The sequence below is a fragment of the Vibrio rhizosphaerae genome, assembly GCF_024347095.1.
Classification (GTDB): domain Bacteria; phylum Pseudomonadota; class Gammaproteobacteria; order Enterobacterales; family Vibrionaceae; genus Vibrio; species Vibrio rhizosphaerae.
Genome location: NZ_AP024903.1, coordinates 316,732 through 337,419, shown reverse-complemented (window position 1 = coordinate 337,419; position 20,688 = coordinate 316,732). Strand labels below are relative to the sequence as shown.

15 protein-coding genes and 2 pseudogenes are annotated in these 20,688 nt (G+C 47.4%); 6 read left to right on the top strand and 11 right to left on the bottom strand.

What is annotated here, in order from left to right; translation table 11 throughout:
* Positions 1-26: 26 nt before the first annotated feature.
* From aroB to pilM, 6 genes and pseudogenes are all read right to left on the bottom strand, one after another.
* Complete coding sequence (gene aroB, locus OCV37_RS01450; RefSeq protein ID WP_038179179.1) at positions 27-1,115, bottom strand: 3-dehydroquinate synthase; 1,089 nt, start codon at positions 1,113-1,115, stop codon at positions 27-29.
* A gap of 28 nt (positions 1,116-1,143) precedes the next feature.
* Positions 1,144-1,662 (bottom strand): shikimate kinase AroK, encoded by a 519-nt coding sequence (gene aroK / locus OCV37_RS01445; protein ID WP_021019597.1) that lies wholly within the window; start codon positions 1,660-1,662, stop codon positions 1,144-1,146.
* A 187-nt stretch (positions 1,663-1,849) separates the two neighbouring features.
* Positions 1,850-2,809, bottom strand: a pseudogene (gene pilQ / locus OCV37_RS01440) (type IV pilus secretin PilQ); the annotation flags it as partial.
* A gap of 160 nt (positions 2,810-2,969) precedes the next feature.
* The gene (pilO, locus tag OCV37_RS01435) at positions 2,970-3,587 is read right to left on the bottom strand and encodes a type 4a pilus biogenesis protein PilO (protein WP_038179182.1); all 618 of its coding nucleotides are present in this window, start codon (positions 3,585-3,587) and stop codon (positions 2,970-2,972) included.
* Positions 3,577-4,224 (bottom strand): PilN domain-containing protein, encoded by a 648-nt coding sequence (locus OCV37_RS01430; protein WP_038179184.1) that lies wholly within the window; start codon positions 4,222-4,224, stop codon positions 3,577-3,579. Before OCV37_RS01430 ends, pilO begins: the two co-directional genes overlap by 11 nt.
* A complete protein-coding gene (gene pilM / locus OCV37_RS01425) occupies positions 4,214-5,125 on the bottom strand; it encodes a pilus assembly protein PilM (RefSeq protein ID WP_038179186.1) in 912 nt (303 codons plus the stop codon). Before pilM ends, OCV37_RS01430 begins: the two co-directional genes overlap by 11 nt.
* A 274-nt stretch (positions 5,126-5,399) precedes the next feature.
* Here pilM and OCV37_RS01420 point away from each other — a divergent pair, with 274 nt between their 5' ends.
* Positions 5,400-7,994 carry a penicillin-binding protein 1A gene (locus tag OCV37_RS01420; RefSeq protein ID WP_038179188.1) on the top strand — a complete coding sequence of 865 codons (2,595 nt, stop codon included), beginning with the start codon at positions 5,400-5,402 and terminating at the stop codon, positions 7,992-7,994.
* Between the two features lie 142 nt (positions 7,995-8,136).
* Here the strand turns inward: OCV37_RS01420 and oxyR are convergent, their stop codons facing one another.
* Positions 8,137-9,030, bottom strand: coding sequence for a DNA-binding transcriptional regulator OxyR (gene oxyR, locus OCV37_RS01415; protein ID WP_038179190.1), 894 nt, complete (start codon positions 9,028-9,030; stop codon positions 8,137-8,139).
* 161 nt (positions 9,031-9,191) lie between these two features.
* On the opposite strand from oxyR, the gene OCV37_RS01410 reads away from it, so the two are divergent.
* The gene (locus tag OCV37_RS01410; protein WP_038179192.1) at positions 9,192-9,935 is read left to right on the top strand and encodes a glutathione peroxidase; all 744 of its coding nucleotides are present in this window, start codon (positions 9,192-9,194) and stop codon (positions 9,933-9,935) included.
* Positions 9,936-10,238: 303 nt separating this feature from the next.
* Positions 10,239-10,487, top strand: coding sequence for a DUF3624 domain-containing protein (locus OCV37_RS01405; protein WP_038179193.1), 249 nt, complete (start codon positions 10,239-10,241; stop codon positions 10,485-10,487).
* 322 nt (positions 10,488-10,809) lie between these two features.
* Here the strand turns inward: OCV37_RS01405 and argH are convergent.
* The 4 genes and pseudogenes from argH to argC form a co-directional block, all read right to left on the bottom strand.
* A pseudogene (gene argH, locus OCV37_RS01400) lies at positions 10,810-12,189 on the bottom strand (argininosuccinate lyase); the annotation flags it as partial.
* 94 nt (positions 12,190-12,283) lie between these two features.
* Entirely contained in the window at positions 12,284-13,501 is a 1,218-nt protein-coding gene (locus tag OCV37_RS01395; protein ID WP_038179195.1) for an argininosuccinate synthase, read from the bottom strand.
* Between the two features lie 101 nt (positions 13,502-13,602).
* Entirely contained in the window at positions 13,603-14,397 is a 795-nt protein-coding gene (gene argB, locus OCV37_RS01390) for an acetylglutamate kinase (protein WP_038179196.1), read from the bottom strand.
* Between the two features lie 7 nt (positions 14,398-14,404).
* Positions 14,405-15,409 carry an N-acetyl-gamma-glutamyl-phosphate reductase gene (argC, locus tag OCV37_RS01385; RefSeq protein WP_038179197.1) on the bottom strand — a complete coding sequence of 335 codons (1,005 nt, stop codon included), beginning with the start codon at positions 15,407-15,409 and terminating at the stop codon, positions 14,405-14,407.
* A 248-nt stretch (positions 15,410-15,657) separates the two neighbouring features.
* Here argC and argE point away from each other — a divergent pair, with 248 nt between their 5' ends.
* The 3 genes from argE (at position 15,658) to OCV37_RS01370 (ending at position 20,631) form a co-directional block, all read left to right on the top strand.
* Positions 15,658-16,794 (top strand): acetylornithine deacetylase, encoded by a 1,137-nt coding sequence (gene argE / locus OCV37_RS01380; protein ID WP_038179198.1) that lies wholly within the window; start codon positions 15,658-15,660, stop codon positions 16,792-16,794.
* A gap of 298 nt (positions 16,795-17,092) precedes the next feature.
* The gene (ppc, locus tag OCV37_RS01375; protein ID WP_038179200.1) at positions 17,093-19,726 is read left to right on the top strand and encodes a phosphoenolpyruvate carboxylase; all 2,634 of its coding nucleotides are present in this window, start codon (positions 17,093-17,095) and stop codon (positions 19,724-19,726) included.
* 365 nt (positions 19,727-20,091) lie between these two features.
* Positions 20,092-20,631: a PadR family transcriptional regulator gene (locus tag OCV37_RS01370; RefSeq protein WP_038179201.1), complete on the top strand. Its 540-nt coding sequence runs from the start codon at positions 20,092-20,094 to the stop codon at positions 20,629-20,631.
* Positions 20,632-20,688 lie beyond the last annotated feature (57 nt).

Below are 20,688 nucleotides of genomic sequence, written 5' to 3'. Positions count from 1 at the left end.
CTACTCAGAAGCATGAAAGACTTGAATTATACTGTACGACAGAAATCGATCGCCTGCTCAATGGTTGATTCCGGAATATCCTTCAACACTTTTGCCGTACCGATTCCGGTTGGGAGAACAAGCCGTAATGTACCGGCCAGTACCTTTTTATCCCGCATCATATGCGTCATAAAATCAGAGAAAGACATACCTTCCGGCGTGTGAACCGGCAGCTTCGCTGACTTGAGGAGCGCAACAATTCGTGAGAACTGCGCTTCAGAAATTAAGCCATGTAATTGTGCCGTCTTGGCAGCCATCACCGTTCCGGATGAAACCGCTTCACCATGCAGCCATTGTCCATAGCCCAAATGTGCTTCTATGGCATGACCAAAGGTATGACCTAAGTTCAGCAATGCCCGAATGCCAGCCTCTTTTTCATCCTGCGCCACAACTTCAGCTTTAATTTCGCAACAACGGGCAATGGCGTAACTCAGTGCTGACTGCTCCAGCGCATACAGCGCATCAAGATTATTTTCAAGCCAGTCGAAAAACTCAGCATCATAAATAATGCCGTATTTGATCACTTCTGCCATGCCGGCAGCAAATTCCCGTTCGGGCAGCGTTGACAGGCAATCGGTATCGATAATCACTGAACGCGGTTGGTAAAAGGCGCCGATCATATTCTTGCCCAGCGGATGATTTACCGCGGTTTTACCACCGACAGAAGAATCAACCTGAGACAATAGCGTTGTCGGGATTTGAATGAAATCCACACCACGTTGATAGCATGACGCTGCAAAGCCAACCAGATCACCGATCACTCCACCACCGAGCGCAACAATGACAATATCTCGCCCGAGATTGTGTTCAAGCAAAAACGTCATGACGGTATCAAACGTATTCAGAGTCTTATATTGCTCGCCATCGGGAAGTGTCAGCAGATAGGTCTGACAGCCAATCTCGTTTAATAACTGTGTGATTTTGTCAGCATAAAGTGGGGCAACCGTGACGTTGCTGACGATAACCACTTTTTGCTGAGGAGAAAGAAAAGAAAGAAGCGCCGGATTTTGAAATAATCCGGCTCCGATTGAAATGGGGTAACTACGCTCACCTAGACTGACCGTAATCTGCGCCATGGTTGCACTCCGCAAAAATAAAAAAAACCTATTGTTCTTCTAACATTTTTACGATCTGATTGGCTACCACTTTTGCACTTTGATCATCAGTTTTCACAGTAATATCCGCAATTTCTTCATAAAGCGGATTACGTTCCTCAGCCAAAGCTTCTAAAACTTCGCGTGGCTGTTCCGTTTGCAGAAGCGGACGCTTTTTATCACGACTGGTACGAGCTAACTGTTTCTCAATTGTCGTTTCCAGATAAACGACAACGCCCCGGGCAGAAAGACGATTGCGATTTTCTTTGCTTTTAACAGACCCACCGCCTGTTGCCAGAACAATACCCTGTTGTTCTGTTAGATCATGGATGACAGTTTCTTCACGTTTCCGGAAACCATCCTCTCCTTCAACATCAAATACCCAAGCAATATCTGCCCCCGTCCGTTCTTCAATAACGGAGTCAGAATCGACAAATTCCATATGAAGTTGCTGTGCCAGATATCTACCAATAGTACTTTTGCCAGCCCCCATAGGGCCAACAAGGATAATATTACGTTTTTCAGCCATGTTTAGCAGTAATTAACAACATTAATTCAATGACATCGCCACAAGTGAATTCAAGGTATAACAAGGAATGAATCAGCTTCGTGGCACCAATTCCTCACAGACATTTCGTGATAAGACCCGAAATTATCTAGATCTGAGTGCCCGAATGCAACCTTATTTTTAGACGAACAGCAAAAAGCGGACTAACTTATTGAATCACAACCTTGGGTGTAACAAAAATAAGTAACTCGTTCTTATCCGTCTTTTGATAATTACGCCGGAATAGTTTGCCTAGCCATGGTAACTCTCCTAACACCGGTACTTTATCAACCCGGTGCATTTGGGTGTTCTGATAAATCCCACCAAGAACAACCGTTTCACCATCATTAACGAACACTTGAGTGCCAATTCTTTGTGTCGTGATGGCAACTGCTTCCCCGGAACCCGTCTTAACCACCTCTCCGGGACGATCCTGTGTCACGCGTAAATCCAACAACATATGATGATCCGGGGTAATATTCGGTGTCACTTCCAGACTCAGTACTGCTTTTTTAAAGGCAATGGTCGTCTTATCATCGGAACTCGACTCCTGATATGGGATCTCGGTGCCTTGTTCAATAAACGCTGACTGATGATTTGTGGTTAACAGACTCGGGCTGGAAATAATTTCGGCACGGGACTCCGTCTGTAATGCCGATAACTCCAAATCCAGTAATGTGCCGGATCCCAGCTTAGCTAATCGAAAAGCAATCGATGAAGCATTGCCGGATGTACTCGGTAAATTAATGTTCATAAAATCGGTGACTTGTGATGCGTCGCTTGTACTCCCCCCTGCCACATGAGGCTGTTGAATATGACTCCCAACAGCAAAATGTCCTTGTTCCAATCCGACACCCCAGCGCACACCAAGCTCATCAAGCGCCCCTTCACTAACAATGACAATCCTCGCTTCAATTCTGACCTGTTTGACCGGTACATCAAGCGCCTGAATCATGCGCCGGATCGCGGCCAAATGATGTGGCGTATCACGAATAATCAGTGAATTGGTGCGTGGATCAACGCGTACCAGTCCGGATTCAGAAAGCAGTCCTGCTTTTTCTCCCCCTTCAATGAGGGACAATAAGTCTGCCGTTTTCGCGTATTGCACGGGAATGAATACGGTTTCCAGTCTCGGTAGTGATGCATCCGATCTGTCTCCGGACGCTGTACCGGTTTGGGCCATTGCCGGTACGTCAAACGGATCAATCGTCGGTTGAGCCAATACTTGCGTGCACATCCCCCATAAAATACTCCCTATCAGGCAGATGTCAGATAACACCCTCCGATCGTTATTTTGACTCATGTTGATCATGTCCTTTTATATAATGGCCTTTACTCTGTTCTGCTGTCTGTTGATAAAAATATCCAGTTGCGACAACCTCAATACGACGTTGCTGAGGTGACTCTCTCTTCCAGAGGACCGGTTGAAATACAACCCCAATAGACTGGTGTTCGATTGCCTGCATGAAGTTCAGGATATCCGGAAACAGGCCACTCAGTCTGATCTCGAAGACATCCGCATGATGTCCATAGCGTTGTTGCGGTTTTTTCCATACGATGTGTCGAATGCGGATATGCTGTTCTGCGGCGGCCAGCTCGATCTGTTTGACCCATGCTGAAGCGTCATGCACTTTCGTCATCCGGGCTAAGGTTTGACCCAGTTTGCGCTGAATTGCCTCCCAACTTGCTTGCTGACGACGAAAGTCACCTAATTGTCGGCGGTTATCTTTCTGCTGCTGAGACAGAGCTTTCAGTTGAATTGGATATTGCAGTAATGTCTCATACCGGCTTTGCCAGAAAAGCAGGTAACTGACGCCCGTGAGGACTATAAAAAGCACCGCTATCACGCCTACCTGTTGCCGTGTCGAGGTATTTAACATCCACCGCCGGAGAGAATCAGTGAACATTGGCGAGCTCCTGTTTGCTCATCGCATCAATGACGACATCAGGTTCCAGTGTCACATCAGGCTCAATCGCTAAGGTCGAATCGGTCCCCGAGTTTACGACCATCCATAAACGCAGCTGGAACGTATTGAATTGGCTGCCCCACTGCGGGGCTTCGTCGGTCATGGACAGAATATCCAGCTGTCGGATCAATGGGGCTTGTCTCAGCTGATGAATCAAGCGATTCATCGCTGTCGGATGACGACTGAATCCTCGAAGAACAACCTGTTGTTCCGTCAAACGGATGTCTTCCAGATAGATACCATCGGGAATAACCGAGACGAATAAGGACATAAGCCGCCGCGGTAATTGACTGTGTGCGATCCACTGTTCAGCGAGCGCCAGCTTACTTTGATTCTGCTGCGCATGTTGCCGCCGCACTTCCCACTCACGCAGGCGCTTTTGCTGCTCGCTCAGTTGTGAATTGACCTGCTGCTCTGATTGTTGCCAGCGTGTTTGCTGCTGATGCCATTCAAAATAGATAAGACTTTGCATCGCCAGCCACAGACCACCCCCAAAAAGCCACAATCCATATAAAAATCGTTGGCGTCGGTATAATTGGCTTTGCCGCCAATCCATTAAATTCAGTTCATGCAGCATAGCCCGCCTCCAACGCCATGAGTCCGCGTAACGCGCTACCGGCAGCCAAAGGAAGATAAGACCACAGATGGGTAGGGACAAGCGCTGATGTTTCGAAAGCAGAGGCAACCATCAGATGTTCTACCGGCCCACGAAATTGCTCATGCAACACCGGTGACAGAGCCTGATAAATATCGGGGGAACCATTGATCCACATCCCGTTCAGGAGTGCGGCAGGATGTAATGAACGAAACAACTGAACCTCTTGTACAACCAGAAGAACCGCCGCCTCGAACGCCTGTGCGGAAAAAGGAAACTGACGATAGAAACTCAGTTCGTCGGTGATAAATCCCAGCGCGACAGTATCATCACTGATATCAATCATGAGCCATCCCTGACGTTGGGTACAGCACATCAAATGCAGCAAAAATTGCAGAAAAGCCTGTTTCTCCGTATCGATCAATACCGGTCTGAATCCCGCCAGACACAGCGCTTGCAGACGGCTTTCTACCACCTCTTTTTTCGCGGCATAAACCTGATAGTCAGTTTGAAGCGGAACATAATCTAAATAGACGGATTGACGAGAGAGACCGGTTTTTTCAGCAAAGGCCTGTGCGATGAACCACGGCTCGAGACTTTTATCATAATCACGGTTCGGGAGTGACAGCGTTCTGGTCATCACCGCCAAGTCAGGCATCGCAATCGCAACACGATGTTGCCAAAAAGGTAATCTCTTTCTTATTTTGGCAAGTTTATTGACAATACTCTGATAATCAATGACCTCATTCTCAGAGAGAATGTCCTTGGTAACGGACAACGTTTCACAATCAAGTAATGACACGATGTTATGTTGGCGCTTTAAAGTAACAGTCGTAATACGATGACGGCGGATATCAATTCCCGTTACGATACGTTTTCTCATACAGACTCCAGTCGTTCAGCACTGTTCAAATCGCTGATTGGTAGTACAATAAGCGTTCATTCTGAGATAGCACCAACCCCAAAATAACGGGATGATAAAAAGATGAAACGGCGGGCGCCGCATTATATTTTTAACAACCAATATTTTTAGTCGTGTAGACTCGTTCCAACAGGTCTATCTTGAAATGAAACGTTAAGCGATCAGTTTCTTAGAGAAAATAGCGAAAATTAGATCGGATGACATGCGTTCAATCCGACCAAACAGGGATTATCCGGTGAAGTTCATAAAGCGATTATTTTTATTTTCATTGATTTGCATGGTTTTAGGGGTGAGTACAATTTTTGGGTTTTACTACTATGTAAAACCGGAATTACCTGACGTCGCCACCTTAAAAGATGTTCAGCTTCAAACGCCGATGCAGGTTTTCAGTAAAGATGGGAAACTGATTGCCCAGTTTGGAGAAAAGCGCCGAATCCCACTTAAACTGAGTGACATTCCACCGGATTTGATCCACGCATTTCTGGCCACGGAAGATAATCGTTTTTATGAGCATTATGGATTTGACCCCATCGGGATTACCCGCGCAGCATTTGCCGTCATATCATCCGGTAGCGCATCTCAAGGTGCGAGTACCATTACTCAGCAGCTCGCCCGTAATTTCTTCCTGAGCAATGAGAAGAAAATCATGCGCAAGATAAAAGAAATTTTTATCGCCGTGCATATTGAACAGTTGCTGACAAAAGACGAAATCCTCGAACTGTATCTGAACAAAATCTATCTGGGCTATCGTTCTTACGGGGTTGGAGCGGCAGCACAAGTCTATTTCGGCAAAAATGTCAAAGACCTCACGCTTGGTGAAATGGCCATGATTGCCGGGTTGCCGAAAGCTCCCTCGACCATGAATCCAATCTACTCACTGTCCCGGGCAACCCACCGCCGTAATGTCGTTCTGATGCGGATGCTGGACGAGCACTATATTACGCAAGCGCAATATGAATCAGCCAAAGCGGAGCCATTAGTCGCGCGATATCACGTGGCTGAAATTGAAGTCAATGCGCCTTATGTGGCTGAACTTGCACGCGCCTGGATGGTAGAACATTATGGTGAAGACGCCTATACGTCAGGCATGAGAGTGACCACCACCATCCAGTCTGATCTGCAAAATGCCGCCCACAGATCAGCCATTAATAACTTGATTGCCTACGATCAACGTCATGGTTATCGCGGTGCAGAAAAAGTGTTATGGAAAACCGGTCAACCGGCGTTTACCCAAGAACAGATGGAAGAGTATCTCACCGAACAACCGATCTATGATGATATGTATCCTGCCATTGTGACCGATGTTGCCCAACAATCGGCGACGGTTTGGGTCAAAAATCATGGCACACAAACTATTCCCTGGGATGGGATGAAATGGGCCCGACGCTTTATTACGGATGACCGGCAAGGAGACGCGCCAACAAACGCCCACGAAATCATGACAGCCGGTGAACAAATCTGGGTGCGACAACGTGATGAGACTCAGGCTGAAAACCAACCGATCTGGCACCTCAGTCAGGTGCCCAATGCCAACACGGCTTTTGTTGCCATGAATCCTGAAGATGGTGCCGTGCTTGCGCTGGTCGGTGGTTTTAATTTCATCCACAGTAAATTTAACCGCGTGACACAATCGATCCGTCAGGTGGGGTCGGGCATTAAACCTTTCATCTATTCCTCAGCCATTGATGATGGTTTGACGCTGGCAACGCTGGTCAATGATGCACCAATCAATAAATGGGATCAGAGTCAGGGGACAGCATGGCGTCCTAAAAATTCGCCTCCGACTTACCGGGGACCAACCCGGTTACGGATTGGCTTAGCACAGTCGAAAAACGTCATGGCAATCCGCGTACTCAGAGCGGTTGGACTGGAACGTGTTCGACACTATCTGACCCGTTTTGGTTTCGATCTGGACAACCTGCCACATTCAGAAACCATTGCGCTGGGGGCCGGTAGCCTGAGCCCGATGAAACTGGTTCAGGGATATTCTGTCTTTGCCAACGGTGGTTATAGTGTTGATGCCTACTACATTGATCATGTCGAAGATCCGTTCGGAACACTGGTCTATCGCTCAACACCAAAAATCGTCTGTCATGATCAATGCCCTGATCAGGACATTGACGAATCACAGGATCAGTCCGGTGTCACCCCATCGGGAGAGAATGAGCAAGGTATCGGTGCTGCCGATATTCATCAGAATCCAGTCGGTGATGAACATCGTTCACCTCGCTTTAATGAACATTCCGCGGACGTTCAATATGCACCACGCGTCATCTCGGAACAGAATGCATTTTTGGTCCGGGAAATGATGTATAGCAATATTTGGGGCGGCGGAAACTGGCAGGAAGGAACCGGCTGGAACGGTACCGGATGGCGTGCCCAAAAACTCAAACGCCGGGATATTGGTGGTAAAACCGGAACAACCAACGATTCGAAAGATGCCTGGTATAACGGCTTCGCACCGGGTATCGTTGCCAGTGCCTGGGTCGGCTTTGACAGCCACAACCGGGATCTGGGCCGAACCACCAAAAACCCGAATCTCGACGACGTACCGATTAGCGGTGGCGAATCCGGAGCCAAAACCGCAGAACCGGCCTGGATCGATTTCATGGCGCATGCATTGAATGATGTCCCGCCACACGAGAAAGTCATCCCGAAACATATTGTTCAGGTCAGAATCGATCGGGAAACCGGGCTGTTAACCACGAAAACAGATGGCAGTGCAATGTTCGAGTATTTTATTCAGGGCACCGAACCGAAAGAATATGTGCAAGATGCCGTGACGAACAGTCTGTACACCTCACCCAATGGCGGTGAAGAACTGTTTTAATCATGTGCGAGAGTGCCACTTTTGTTTCAATGACACTTTTGTTTCAATGACTCAGTGGCCTTCTCCAGAAAATCAACCTAAAAAAGCGGAGTTCACTCCGCTTTTTCTTTTTGCTGTTTCATGTTGAGTGGAAACTTCGCTTTTAAGTCAGTTCATTGAGCCGCTGACGAATTAAAGCCGCCAATGTTTCAAACCGCTGTCTGAGTGGTGAACCGGGTCGATAAACCAGTGCTAATGTCCGGCTGGGAACGGGGTTAAAAGCTTTCAGATAGCACACACCGTCTTTTTCCCGGCAATCCGGCAAAGAGAGCTCCGGCAGCAATGTCATTCCGGCACCGGCAGCCACCATATTGCGTAATGTTTCTAAGCTGGTTGCCTTAAAACGTTCATCGTCTTTCGCACCTGCGGCAAAACAGAATCCCAGCGCCTGATCACGCAAGCAGTGTCCGTCACCCAACATCAGCACGGTTTGTCCTTTCAGTTGAGACATATCCAGTTGCTCACACTTCGCCCACGGGTGTTCAGATGGCACGGCAAGACTCATCGGCTCATTGTAGAGTTCGATTTCTTTAAATGGCTTCGTCTCTTCCACCGACGCAAGCACAAGGCAGTCTAACTTGCCGTCTTCTAATTGGCGCACCAGCTGATTCGTTTGCGCTTCATGCAAATACAGTTCTAAATCCGGAAAGTTCGTTTTCAGTGACGGGACAATGCGGGGCAACAAGTAAGGACCAACGGTCGGGATAAAACCAATATGCATCGGACCACTCATTTCATCGCCCTGTCCGCTCGCCATATCTTTGAATGTTTTAATCTCTTTCAGGATGTTTTTTGCCTGTTCGACGAGTTGTAGTCCAGCGTCAGTAAAGAGTACCCGACGGCTGCTCCGTTCTAATAACACCGTTCCCAGCTCGTCTTCCAGCTTACGGATCTGCCCACTAAGCGTGGGTTGGCTGACAAAACAGGCTTCAGCCGCTTTACGAAAATGACGGTGTTCGGCTAAAGAGACCAAGTATTCAAAATCGCGGATATTCATTTCATCCCCCAATAGATTACATCTATCAAAACCATAGCATCAAACGATTAGAGCTATCAAAGCTTTTTTTGAATAATGAACCTATCAAAACAAAAAACAAGTGCCCGACACTTGATATCACTTTCGAAAAATAGATTTGAATTTAAAAAAGGACACTCAATATGTTGACATCTAAAAAAGGCCAGCCCGTTCCACAAGTCACCTTTCCGACACGTCAGGGGGATCAGTGGGTCAATGTAACCACCGATGAATTATTCAAAGGGAAAACCGTCATTGTTTTTAGTCTTCCCGGCGCATTTACCCCGACATGCTCTTCAAGCCATCTACCACGCTACAATGAGTTATTCCCTGTCTTTCAAGAGCATGGTGTCGATGACATCTTGTGTGTGTCGGTAAACGATACATTCGTGATGAATGCCTGGAAAAACGATCAGGAAGCCGACAACATTACTTTTATTCCGGATGGCAATGGCGAATTCACTGCCGGTATGGGGATGTTAGTCAATAAACACGATTTAGGATTCGGTCAACGTTCATGGCGTTACAGCATGCTGGTCAAAGATGGCATCGTTGAAGAAATGTTTATTGAACCCAATGAACCGGGTGACCCATTCAAGGTTTCAGATGCCGATACAATGCTGAAACATATTTCTCCGGGATATCAGCTTCAGGAATCAGTCACCATTTTTACCAAACCGGGTTGCCCATTCTGTGCCAAAGCCAAACAGGCCCTGATCGACCATGGTATGCAATATGAAGAAGTCGTCTTAGGCAAAGATGCGACAACCGTCAGCCTGCGTGCGATTACCGGCCGTTCCACGGTCCCTCAAGTTTACATTGGTGGCAAACATATTGGCGGCAGCGAAGAACTGGACATCTACTTGCGCGAATCCACCACCAACTAAAAATGCAGACCTCCGGGTGAGCCGGAGGTCTGACTCAAAGCCAATAATAACGATGTGCTCTACCACTTATTTAGAATTCCAACTGCCTGCATTAGCTCGATTGAATCTCGGGAGTTGAGTCAGTGTTAATGTCCATAATGCTGACTCTGTTGCGGTGTGTTACTGTCTTTGAATTGACAGTAATTCATTTCGACTCTGGTTCTCTTCTTTCCCCCAAGTGAGAGAACCAGAGTAATTTTTTTGCTTGATTCCCTACATCTCCTCACCTACGCTTGCCTTTTATTGGTTCAATAAACACTTCAAATGACTTGTAACAACTGTGAATCTGGCTGGTTTTGGAAAAAAATAGGTCGCTGTCAGCGCTGTATGAACCAGTTAAGTGTCCTTTGTGTCTTATTCTGGGTCAGCTGGCTGCTGTGGGGAATACAGCATACAAAATCGGTTGAAGGGATTGCACTCATCGGTTTTGGGCTTGCGGTTCATCTGCTGCTCAGTCTTCACCTCTGGATGAAATTTATTGTTCTGCCATTACGGAACAGAAAACCGCACTAGGTCGTTCATATGGATCATGTATGCACAGACAGACTCAGGCGGCTTATCGCAGGCTGCCATATTCGGATGAGCTCTCTCACAGCAACGACCGAAAAAACCGCCGGAAAGAAAAAGCCCCAAGACCAAATTTAGTCTCGGGGCCTCTTAGATTCATCTAAGAAAAAGCAGTGGTATAAAGGTAGACCCTGCCTTTCTGAATTGGTTCCAAAAAAAATCGATCTTTTTTGATCAGTCGTTCACGATGACTCAGTCAGATGATTCAGTGAGCCTGTCGCGCATCCGTTCGCAGCGCAAATCACCGACCACAATCATCGATATTTCAATCCTTATCACTCAGCCGTTGCTGTGCCTGTTCAACGGCATAAGCCACTTGTTCTGGCGAGACACCGCCTAAAGCACACCGCTGTTTGAGGCAAGAATCAATCGTCAACGTTCCGTAGACATCCTCGTCAATCACTGCGGAGAATTCACGGAGTTCAGCCAGAGACAGTTCTTCAAGTGCACAGCCTTTCGCAATCGCACCGACAACCGCAACACCGACAATATGGTGTGCTTCACGGAATGGAATCCCTTTCGCAACCAGGTAATCCGCGAGTTCGGTTGCATTAGCATACCCTTGTTTGGCAGCTTCCAGCGTCCGTTCACCATTGATTTGAATGCCTTCAAAACAAAGGGCTGTCATCTCGAGACAGTCATACCATGTATCCAAGGCATCAAACAGGCCTTCTTTGTCTTCCTGCATGTCTTTGTTGTACGCCAGTGGCAACGCTTTGACTGTCATCATCATGCCAGCCAGTGCCCCATAGACACGCCCCGTTTTACCACGAATCAATTCCAGTGCATCCGGATTTTTCTTCTGTGGCATCAGCGAAGAGCCAGAGGTAACGGTATCAGCAAGTTCAATAAATCCGGCTTCACCCGAGTTATAGAAAATCAGATCTTCTGCCAGACGAGACAGATGCAACATCGAAATCGATGCAACTGACATCAGTTCCATGACATGATCCCGATCGGACACGGCATCTAAAGAATTACGGGTTGCACGTTGAAAATCTAGTGACTGAGCCAACCGCTCACGATCAATCGCATAAGCGGTCCCCGCTAAAGCACCGGAGCCCAGCGGACAAGTATTCAGACGTTGCAGCGCGTCTTGCAAACGCGAACTGTCCCGCTCGAACATTTCCAGATAGGCCAGACACCAATGTGCAAAGGTGACGGGCTGAGCACGTTGTAAGTGGGTATAGCCCGGGAGTACGGTTGTTTGATTGGCTTGGGCCACCTCAACCATCTTCGTTTGTAAGCGCTGTAACGCATCCAGCAATACTTCGCCCTGAGCTCGGCACCACAATTTCAAATCGGTTGCGACCTGATCGTTACGTGAACGGCCGGTATGGAGTTTTTTGCCCAGATCGCCGACCCGATCAATCAACTGCTGTTCAACCCATGAATGAATATCTTCAGCATCTGACTGCAAAATCTGTTCTGGAGCAGCAACCACCGAGGCTTTTAACTCATTGAGGGCTGCTTCTAACTGCTGCTGTTCATCCTGAGTCAGCACATTGACGGATAGTAATGCTTTCGACCAAGCCACTGAGCCGACAATATCCTGTTCAGCCAGACGGTAGTCAAAACGAAGAGAATCATTGAAGTCTTTAAATCTTGTATCTGCTGCCTGAGTAAACCGACCACCCCATAATGCCATTATATCTCTCCTGCCATTTACATCTTTATTAAAGAGAAAAGGGATCCGGACCAAAGTCCGGATCCGCCTTTTTATTACACACCAACGTTGCTAGTTATTTTTGTTTTGCTGCATTCAGCGATCGGATACGACTTGAAAGAGAGTATAGACGGATAAATCCACCTGCGTGACTCTGGTCATACACATCATCGGCACCAAATGTCGCAAACTCTTCTGAGTAAAGGCTATTTGGAGAACGTTTTTGAATCGCAGTGGCATGACCTTTATACAGTTCGATCACGACTTCACCGTTGACATCTTTTGCCAGTGACTCGGCTGCGGCAAAAACTGATTCACGTAATGGGGTAAACCAACGACCATCATAAATCAGATGCGATGCTTTAATCCCGATCTCTTCACGGAATTCAAATGCGGTTTTATCCAGAACCAGCTGCTCAACGGCACGCAGCGCTTCCATCATAATCGTGCCTCCCGGAGTTTCATAACAACCACGAGATTTCATGCCGACCAGACGGTTTTCAACGATATCGATCCGACCGACACCATGTTTTGCACCTTTCTCATTCAGGCAAACCAGCACTTCATAAGGAGACATCGCCTGGCCATCAACAGCAACCACTTCACCATTTTCAATTTTCAGTGTCACGGTTTCAGCAGCATCCGGTGCTTTCTTCGGATCAACGGTCCACGCCCAACAATCATCATTCGGTGCATTCCAAGTGCTTTCCAGTACACCGCCTTCGGTCGAGATGTGCCATGCATTGGCATCACGCGAATAGATTTTCGTCAGTGACGCTGCACAAGGAATATTCCGCTCAGCCAGATAATCCAGACACTCTTCACGGCTTTCCAGATCCCATTCACGCCATGGCGCAATCACATGAAGGTCCGGTGCCAATGCAGAGAATGCCCCTTCGAAACGCACCTGATCATTCCCTTTCCCGGTACAGCCGTGAGCCAGAGCATCCGCGCCGACTTTACGCGCCACTTCAACCTGTGCTTTCGCAATGACCGGACGCGCCATTGAGGTACCGAGTAAATACTTCCCTTCGTAGTACGCACCGGTTTTCAGGCTTGGATAAATATATTCGGCAACAAACTCATCTTTCAGATCAACCACATGACATTCAGACGCACCGGAGGCAATGGCTTTCTCTTCGATACCGACCAACTCATCTGCACCCTGACCGACATCGGCAACGAATGCGACCACTTCACAACCATAGTTTTCTTTTAACCATGGGATAATGACTGACGTGTCCAGACCGCCAGAGTATGCAACAACAACTTTGTTTACTTGAACCTTACTCATAATCTCTTCTCCAATATCTCGGCTCTGCACATGGCGGTCAGCGCCAAGCGTTTCTCTACTCTGTAAAAATCTATTGAAACAAAACAGTCTAATGAATGAAACTATTTTGTTGTGGGATAAAAACGGGTTCCGACGCGATGCTGATCACCGGAAAATACATGGGCCAGCAATTCTGGCGACCGCCAGCCTGAAACGGTAATCGCACGCCCTAAGTCATCCGCGGCTTCAAGGGCGGCTTTCACTTTGACAATCATGCCATCGGTGATCACACCGTCGTCAATCAGTTGATTGGCCTGACAGGCATCGAGCTGTGGAATCAACTGCTTTTCCCCATCCAGAACGCCGCTGACATCCGAAAGCAGCACCAATTCGGCATCGAGGGTTTTAGCCACGGCAACAGCGGCATCATCGGCGTTCACATTCATCATTTGTCCGTTGGCAGTCAGTCCGATCGAACTGATAACCGGCACCCCGCCCGCTTGCATGATCGCATTCACAATCGTCGGGTCACCGGCAGATGGCCGCCCCACAGCGCCCAGTTCAGGATCAAGTTCTTCGACCTGACACAGACCGGCATCACCCAAACATAAACCAACCGCTTTCAAGCCACTTTTGATCGCTTCCCCTTGTAACATCTTATTCGCGGTACCGGCTAAAGCCCCCGTGATAAATGGGATCTGATCATAAGGTGTAACCCGAAGGCCATGCTTCTTAACGGTAGTAAACTGAAGTTTCGTCATCAGTTCATCCACGAGATATCCCCCGCCATGAACAATCACGATCGGACGATGTTGTTGGTACTGTGCCACCGTCTCAAAAAGTTTTGCCAGTGTGTCGCGACTTGCGAGTACCGCGCCCCCAAGCTTAATTACCACCGGATGAGATAATTGTTCCATACGTGCCTCAAATTAACGCGGTCATTTCCGGATAACCATAGTGAATATTCAGACACTGCATCGCCTGACTGGAAGCACCTTTCAGCAAATTATCAATTGCTGAAATGACAATCACATGTTCTCCCTGAACTTTCCAGCCGATATCGCAAAATGGCGAGTTGACCACATGTTGCAACCGAGGCAGCGTTTCGCCACATAAACGGACCGCTGGTTTATCTGCATAGGCTTGCGTGAATGCTGCGGTCACATCGGCTGTCGTCACACCCGGCTTCAATTTCATGGTGATCGTCGCCAGAATTCCCCGTTTAAAATTACCCAGATGCGGTGTAAAAATCACATCACATCCTAAATGAGCAACAATTTCAGGCTGATGACGATGCGTAAATACGCCGTAAGCCTGTAAACTCACTTCACAAAAACTATTGGTCATGGTCGCTTTGCGACCCGCACCAGAGACACCACTGGTGGCATTAATCACCGGCCACTGCTGCGTATCAATCAGCTCGGAGATCAGTAAAGGCTTGATCCCCAATTGTGCGGCGGTGGTATAACACCCGGCAACAGCGACAAGTTGGCTGGACTGAATCGCAGCCTGATTCCATTCCGCCAGACCATAGGCAGCTTGATCCAGATGCGTCTGATGCTGATGCTCAAATCCATAAAAATTAGTATAAAAATCCGGATGATTGACACGGTATGCCCCCGACAGATCAAAAACCTGACACTGATGGGCGAGAAAGATAGGGGCGAGATCGTGACTCACTTCATGGGCGGTTGCTAAAAAAACCACATCAGATTCCTGAGCAACTTGTTCCGGGTCGACCAGGGCCTGAACGGACATATCAATACGTCCGGCCAACTGGCCATGTAATTGGGCGATGGGTTTTCCGGCATCCACACTGTTGGCGGAAACATACAAACCTGATAGCGTTAGCTCAGGATGTTGCTGGACCATCAGGGCAAGCTCTGCACCTGTGTATCCACTGGCTCCGATAATGGTTGTTTTTAACATATCCCTGCATCCGATTTTTTTGACTGTATCTTTGAGTGAAACGCGTTATCTTTTAATGAAACGGTTAGATGTTTAATTCAACACTTGAACCTCAGTTCAAACACGTACATTCTGATTAAATACTAAACGAAAAATGATTATTAATATGCTGTTTTTCGCTTATTTATGGTTTTTTATTCAAAAAAAATGATTTAATATGCTTTTTACCCTCTCAGCCTAACTCTGTCAATAGCAGGAGCAAAGATTCTATGCAATTCCCTAAATTCAAGGCGGTTTATCAGGACCTCATTTCTACCTCTTCCATTAGCTCGACAGATCCAAGCTGGGATGAAGGCAATGAAGCTGTGATTGCGAAGCTTTCAGACTGGTTGAGTACTTTAGGTTTCTCAGTACAGATCGACACCGTTGCGCCCCACAAACATAACCTCATTGCGAAAAAAGGGGCCGGTGAAGGAGGATTGTTGCTGTCCGGTCATAGCGATACCGTCCCCTTTGATGAAGGCCAGTGGAATTTCAATCCCCATACCCTGACTGAGTCGAATCAACGTTTTTACGGTTTGGGTACCGCTGATATGAAAGGCTTCTTTGCCTTTATTATAGAAGCGGTCCAAAAAATCGACTGGCAGAAGCAGACCAAGCCACTTTATATATTGGCAACCTGTGATGAAGAGACGACGATGATGGGGGCGCGTCATTTTACCGAGAGCGCACCATTTAAACCGGACTACTGCATCATTGGTGAACCCACCAGCCTTGTGCCGGTCTATGCGCATAAAGGCCACGTGGCCAATGCGATCCGTGTGACCGGTAAATCAGGGCATTCATCGAATCCGGCATTGGGTGTCAATGCGATAGAAATCATGCATGAGATCTTGTTTACCTTGATGCAGGTACGAGAGCGGCTCATTAAAACCTATCACCATCCGGGCTTTGAAGTCCCGACACCGACACTCAATCTAGGTCATATTCACGGTGGAGACAGCGCTAACCGGATTTGTGGCTGCTGTGAACTACACTATGATGTCAGACCGCTGCCGGGAATGAGCCTTGAAGGGCTTGATCATCTGCTACGAGAGTCGCTTCAGGAACTGGAAGCCAAATGGCCCGGTCGCATCGAAATGAAACCATTGCATGATTCAATTCCCGGGTATGAGTGTCAGAAAGATCATCCGTTCGTCGAACAAATTCATCAGTTAAGCGGACGAGAGGCCGAAACCGTCAACTACTGTACCGAAGCGCCTTATCTGCAACAGCTTTGTCCAACACTCGTGATGGGACCGGGGTCCATTGATCAGGCCCACCAGCCCGATGAATTTCTGGCTTTCGAGTACATCGATCCAACCATTGATCTACTGACCAAATCGATTTACAAATATTGTTTTTGATCACAAATCACGATGTGGATTGAGCACAATGTATCGGCACAATGGACACCATCAACATTGTTTGGCATGGAACACTTTTTGAAGCACATAAAGGGCCTGAAACAGGATTAACCATTCAGGCCATTCTGAAAGAAACTTTCAACAAAAAACGCTTAAATCCTATTTATTATTTAATCTATTCGTATAGACAACAAACAGAATATTGTTACTCTATATGGAGTTTAACTGGAGAGAATCCACGATATAGCAAGATCGAACAAGAACATTGGATGTAGTTTTTTTTCAAGGCAGGATGACAATGAACGAAAAATATACAGCGCTAAAAAGTAACGTAAGTATGCTCGGCAGATTGCTCGGTAAGACAATCCTCGATGCCGATGGCAACGTTATTTTAGAAAAGGTAGAGACGATACGGAAACTCTCGAAATCATTGAAAGACGGTAACCCATCCGATCGGGATACGTTGGTCGAAGAGATCAAGAATCTGTCGGATGATCAAATTACACCGGTTGCCCGAGCGTTTAACCAGTTTTTGAACTTAACCAATATTGCAGAGCAATATCATACGATCTCTCGCCACTGTGACGCTCATATTTGTACGCCTGACGCGATCAACGAACTCTTCAATAAACTGAACCAAAATCAGGTCAGCAAGCTAGACACAGCACAAGCAATTCGTGATTTGAATATTGAACTGGTACTGACCGCTCACCCGACGGAAATTACCCGTCGCACCATGATCAACAAGCTGGTCAAAATCAATCAATGTCTGTCGAGTCTGGAGCTCATTGAGCTGGCCCCCAAAGAACGCAATAAAGCAGAACGCCGGCTCGAACAGCTAATCGCGCAATTCTGGCACTCGGATGTCATTCGTAAACAACGCCCGACCCCAATGGATGAAGCCAAATGGGGATTTGCGGTCGTTGAAAACTCCCTCTGGGAAGCCGTGCCGGAATTTTTGCGTGAACTGGATGAACGACTGGAAGGTTATCTGGGAGAAGGGTTACCGATTGACGCACGTCCTGTCCATTTCTCTTCCTGGATGGGCGGAGACCGTGATGGTAACCCATTCGTCACGCATAAAATTACCCGCGAAGTGCTACTGCTTTCTCGCTGGAAAGCGGCAGATTTGTATCTGCGGGATATCAATGAACTGATCAGTGAACTGTCGATGACCAAGTGTAATGATCAGGTCCGCAGTCTCGCCGGTGAAGAAGAGCACGAACCTTACCGGGCCATCCTGAAAGATATTCGTCAACTGTTGACCGACACGATTGATATTCTTGGTGAAAAGATTCAGGGTCAGCAGTTGTTAGTCAAAGCGCCGTTGAAAAATGTCAGTCAGCTATGGGAACCACTGTATGCCTGTTATCAGTCATTGCATGAATGTGGCATGGGCTCGATTGCCGACGGTTCCCTGTTAGATACGCTACGCCGTATCAAAGCATTTGGCGTCCATCTGGTTCGCCTCGATATTCGTCAGGAAAGCACCCGTCATTCTGATGTTTTGTCTGAACTGACGCGCTATCTGGGATTAGGGGATTACGACCAATGGAGTGAACAGGATAAGATTGCCTTTCTCACCAATGAATTAAGCTCGAAACGGCCACTCATTCCTCGTGACTGGGAGCCCTCCGAACCCGTTCAGGAAGTGCTCGATACGTGCCGAATCATTGCTGCAAACCCGAAAGAAGCATTCGGCGCTTACGTCATTTCAATGGCCAGAACCGCCTCAGATGTGCTCGCGGTACACTTGCTTCTTCAAGAGGCCGGTTGTCCTTATCGTATGGATGTTTGTCCGCTGTTCGAAACCTTAGACGACCTCAACCGCTCTGAGTCTGTCATCCGTCAGTTGATGGGAATTGATATCTATCGCGGTTTCATCCAGAACCATCAGATGGTGATGATCGGCTATTCAGATTCCGCCAAAGATGCCGGGGTAATGGCAGCTGGCTGGGCACAGTACAGTGCGATGGAATCCCTAGTGAAAGTCAGCGAAGAGGAAGGTATCGAACTGACCTTGTTCCATGGTCGCGGCGGTACATTGGGACGCGGTGGAGCCCCCGCCCATGCAGCACTGCTGTCACAACCGCCCAAAAGTTTGAAAGGCGGCCTGCGAGTCACTGAACAAGGCGAAATGATCCGCTTCAAATTAGGGCTGCCGGATGTCGCAATCAACAGTTTCAATCTCTATGCCAGTGCGATTCTGGAAGCAAACCTATTGCCGCCTCCGGAACCAAAACAGGAATGGCGTGATCTGATGGAAGTCTTATCTGAGATTTCGTGTGAAGCTTACCGGAAAGTGGTCCGTGGCGAACCGGATTTTGTGCCCTATTTCCGTCAAGCGACGCCAGAGTTGGAATTGGGTAAACTGCCACTGGGATCTCGCCCTGCCAAACGTAATCCCAATGGTGGTGTCGAAAGCCTGCGTGCTATTCCATGGATTTTCTCGTGGAGCCAGAACCGTCTGGTATTACCGGCTTGGCTCGGTGCCGGGGAAGCGATTCAATACTCCATTGATAAAGGACATCAGGCGCTATTGGAAGCAATGTGTCGTGAATGGCCATTTTTCTCAACCCGTCTGGGAATGCTGGAGATGGTCTATTCAAAATGTAATCTGGAAATTGCCCAGTATTACGACGAGCGTCTTGTCGATGAACATCTGAGAAAACTGGGGCAACGACTGCGGACGCAATTACAAAAAGATATTCAAACCGTTCTGAATGTCGAAAACAATGAAAACCTGATGCAAAGTGATCCGTGGGGGCAAGAATCAATCCGCCTGAGAAATATCTATGTCGAACCACTCAACATGCTGCAGGCTGAATTGCTCTATCGGACGCGTCAATATGATGCCCCACCCGCTGAACTTGAAGAAGCATTGATGGTCACCATTGCCGGTATCGCAGCAGGTATGCGTAACACCGGTTAAAGAACCAGAATATTATGCTAAATATAAACCAAAAGGTCGCAATCCTGCGGCCTTTTATTCTGATAAAATCATCAATTGAGCTTTTTATCAGTTTTTTTGCATTTTTCCACACGTTTATTCTACTCTTTGCTTATTATTAGATATACTATCCAACCGCTGCAACATTCTCATAAAATAACGGCGTTGCAGTCAGTAAGTTATATGAATTTACTATACTAACAATTAGGTGATGAACGGCTTTTAAGGTGACATATCCGGCAACTAATTTTTAGGCCGGTGACTGTTTGGATGAATTTAAGATTGAGCCATAGAAAGCTCAGCAATATCCAAACCCATTGTGTTAATTAACCATTTGGATTGAAGACATGTCATTACCACACGTTATTCTTACTGTTTTAAGTACACGCGATGCGACGGGATACGATATTACTAAAGAGTTTTCCTCGAGTATCGGTTACTTTTGGAAAGCAAGTCACCAACAAGTTTATCGCGAACTGAATAAAATGGGTCAGCAAGGGCTTGTCACTTGCGTATTGGAACCTCAGGAAGGAAAACCGGACCGTAAGGTTTATTCAATTACGGAAGCCGGCCGTCAAGCCCTGAGCCAATGGTTTGATCAACCAACAGCCCATCCGACGGTTCGCGATGAGTTCAGTGCCAAGTTGATGGCTTGCTCTGTTCAGGATGAAAAACCTTATCGTGAACAACTGGTTGAACTGATCGAAGAGTCGAAGAAGTTTGTTGCTCACTATCAGGAAGTTGAAGCAGCTTACTATGCAAACCCAGCTTCGTTGGATAAACAACAGAAACTGGAACGCTTAACACTTCGCCGTAATCTTCTGGCTCGTCAGGCATGGCTTGAGTGGGCAGAAGAAACACTGGAAACATTAAACTCTCTTGCTTAATTCGTTGACAGTGACAAGGGATGCCGATGGCATCCCTTGTTCGTTTTCACACCGTCT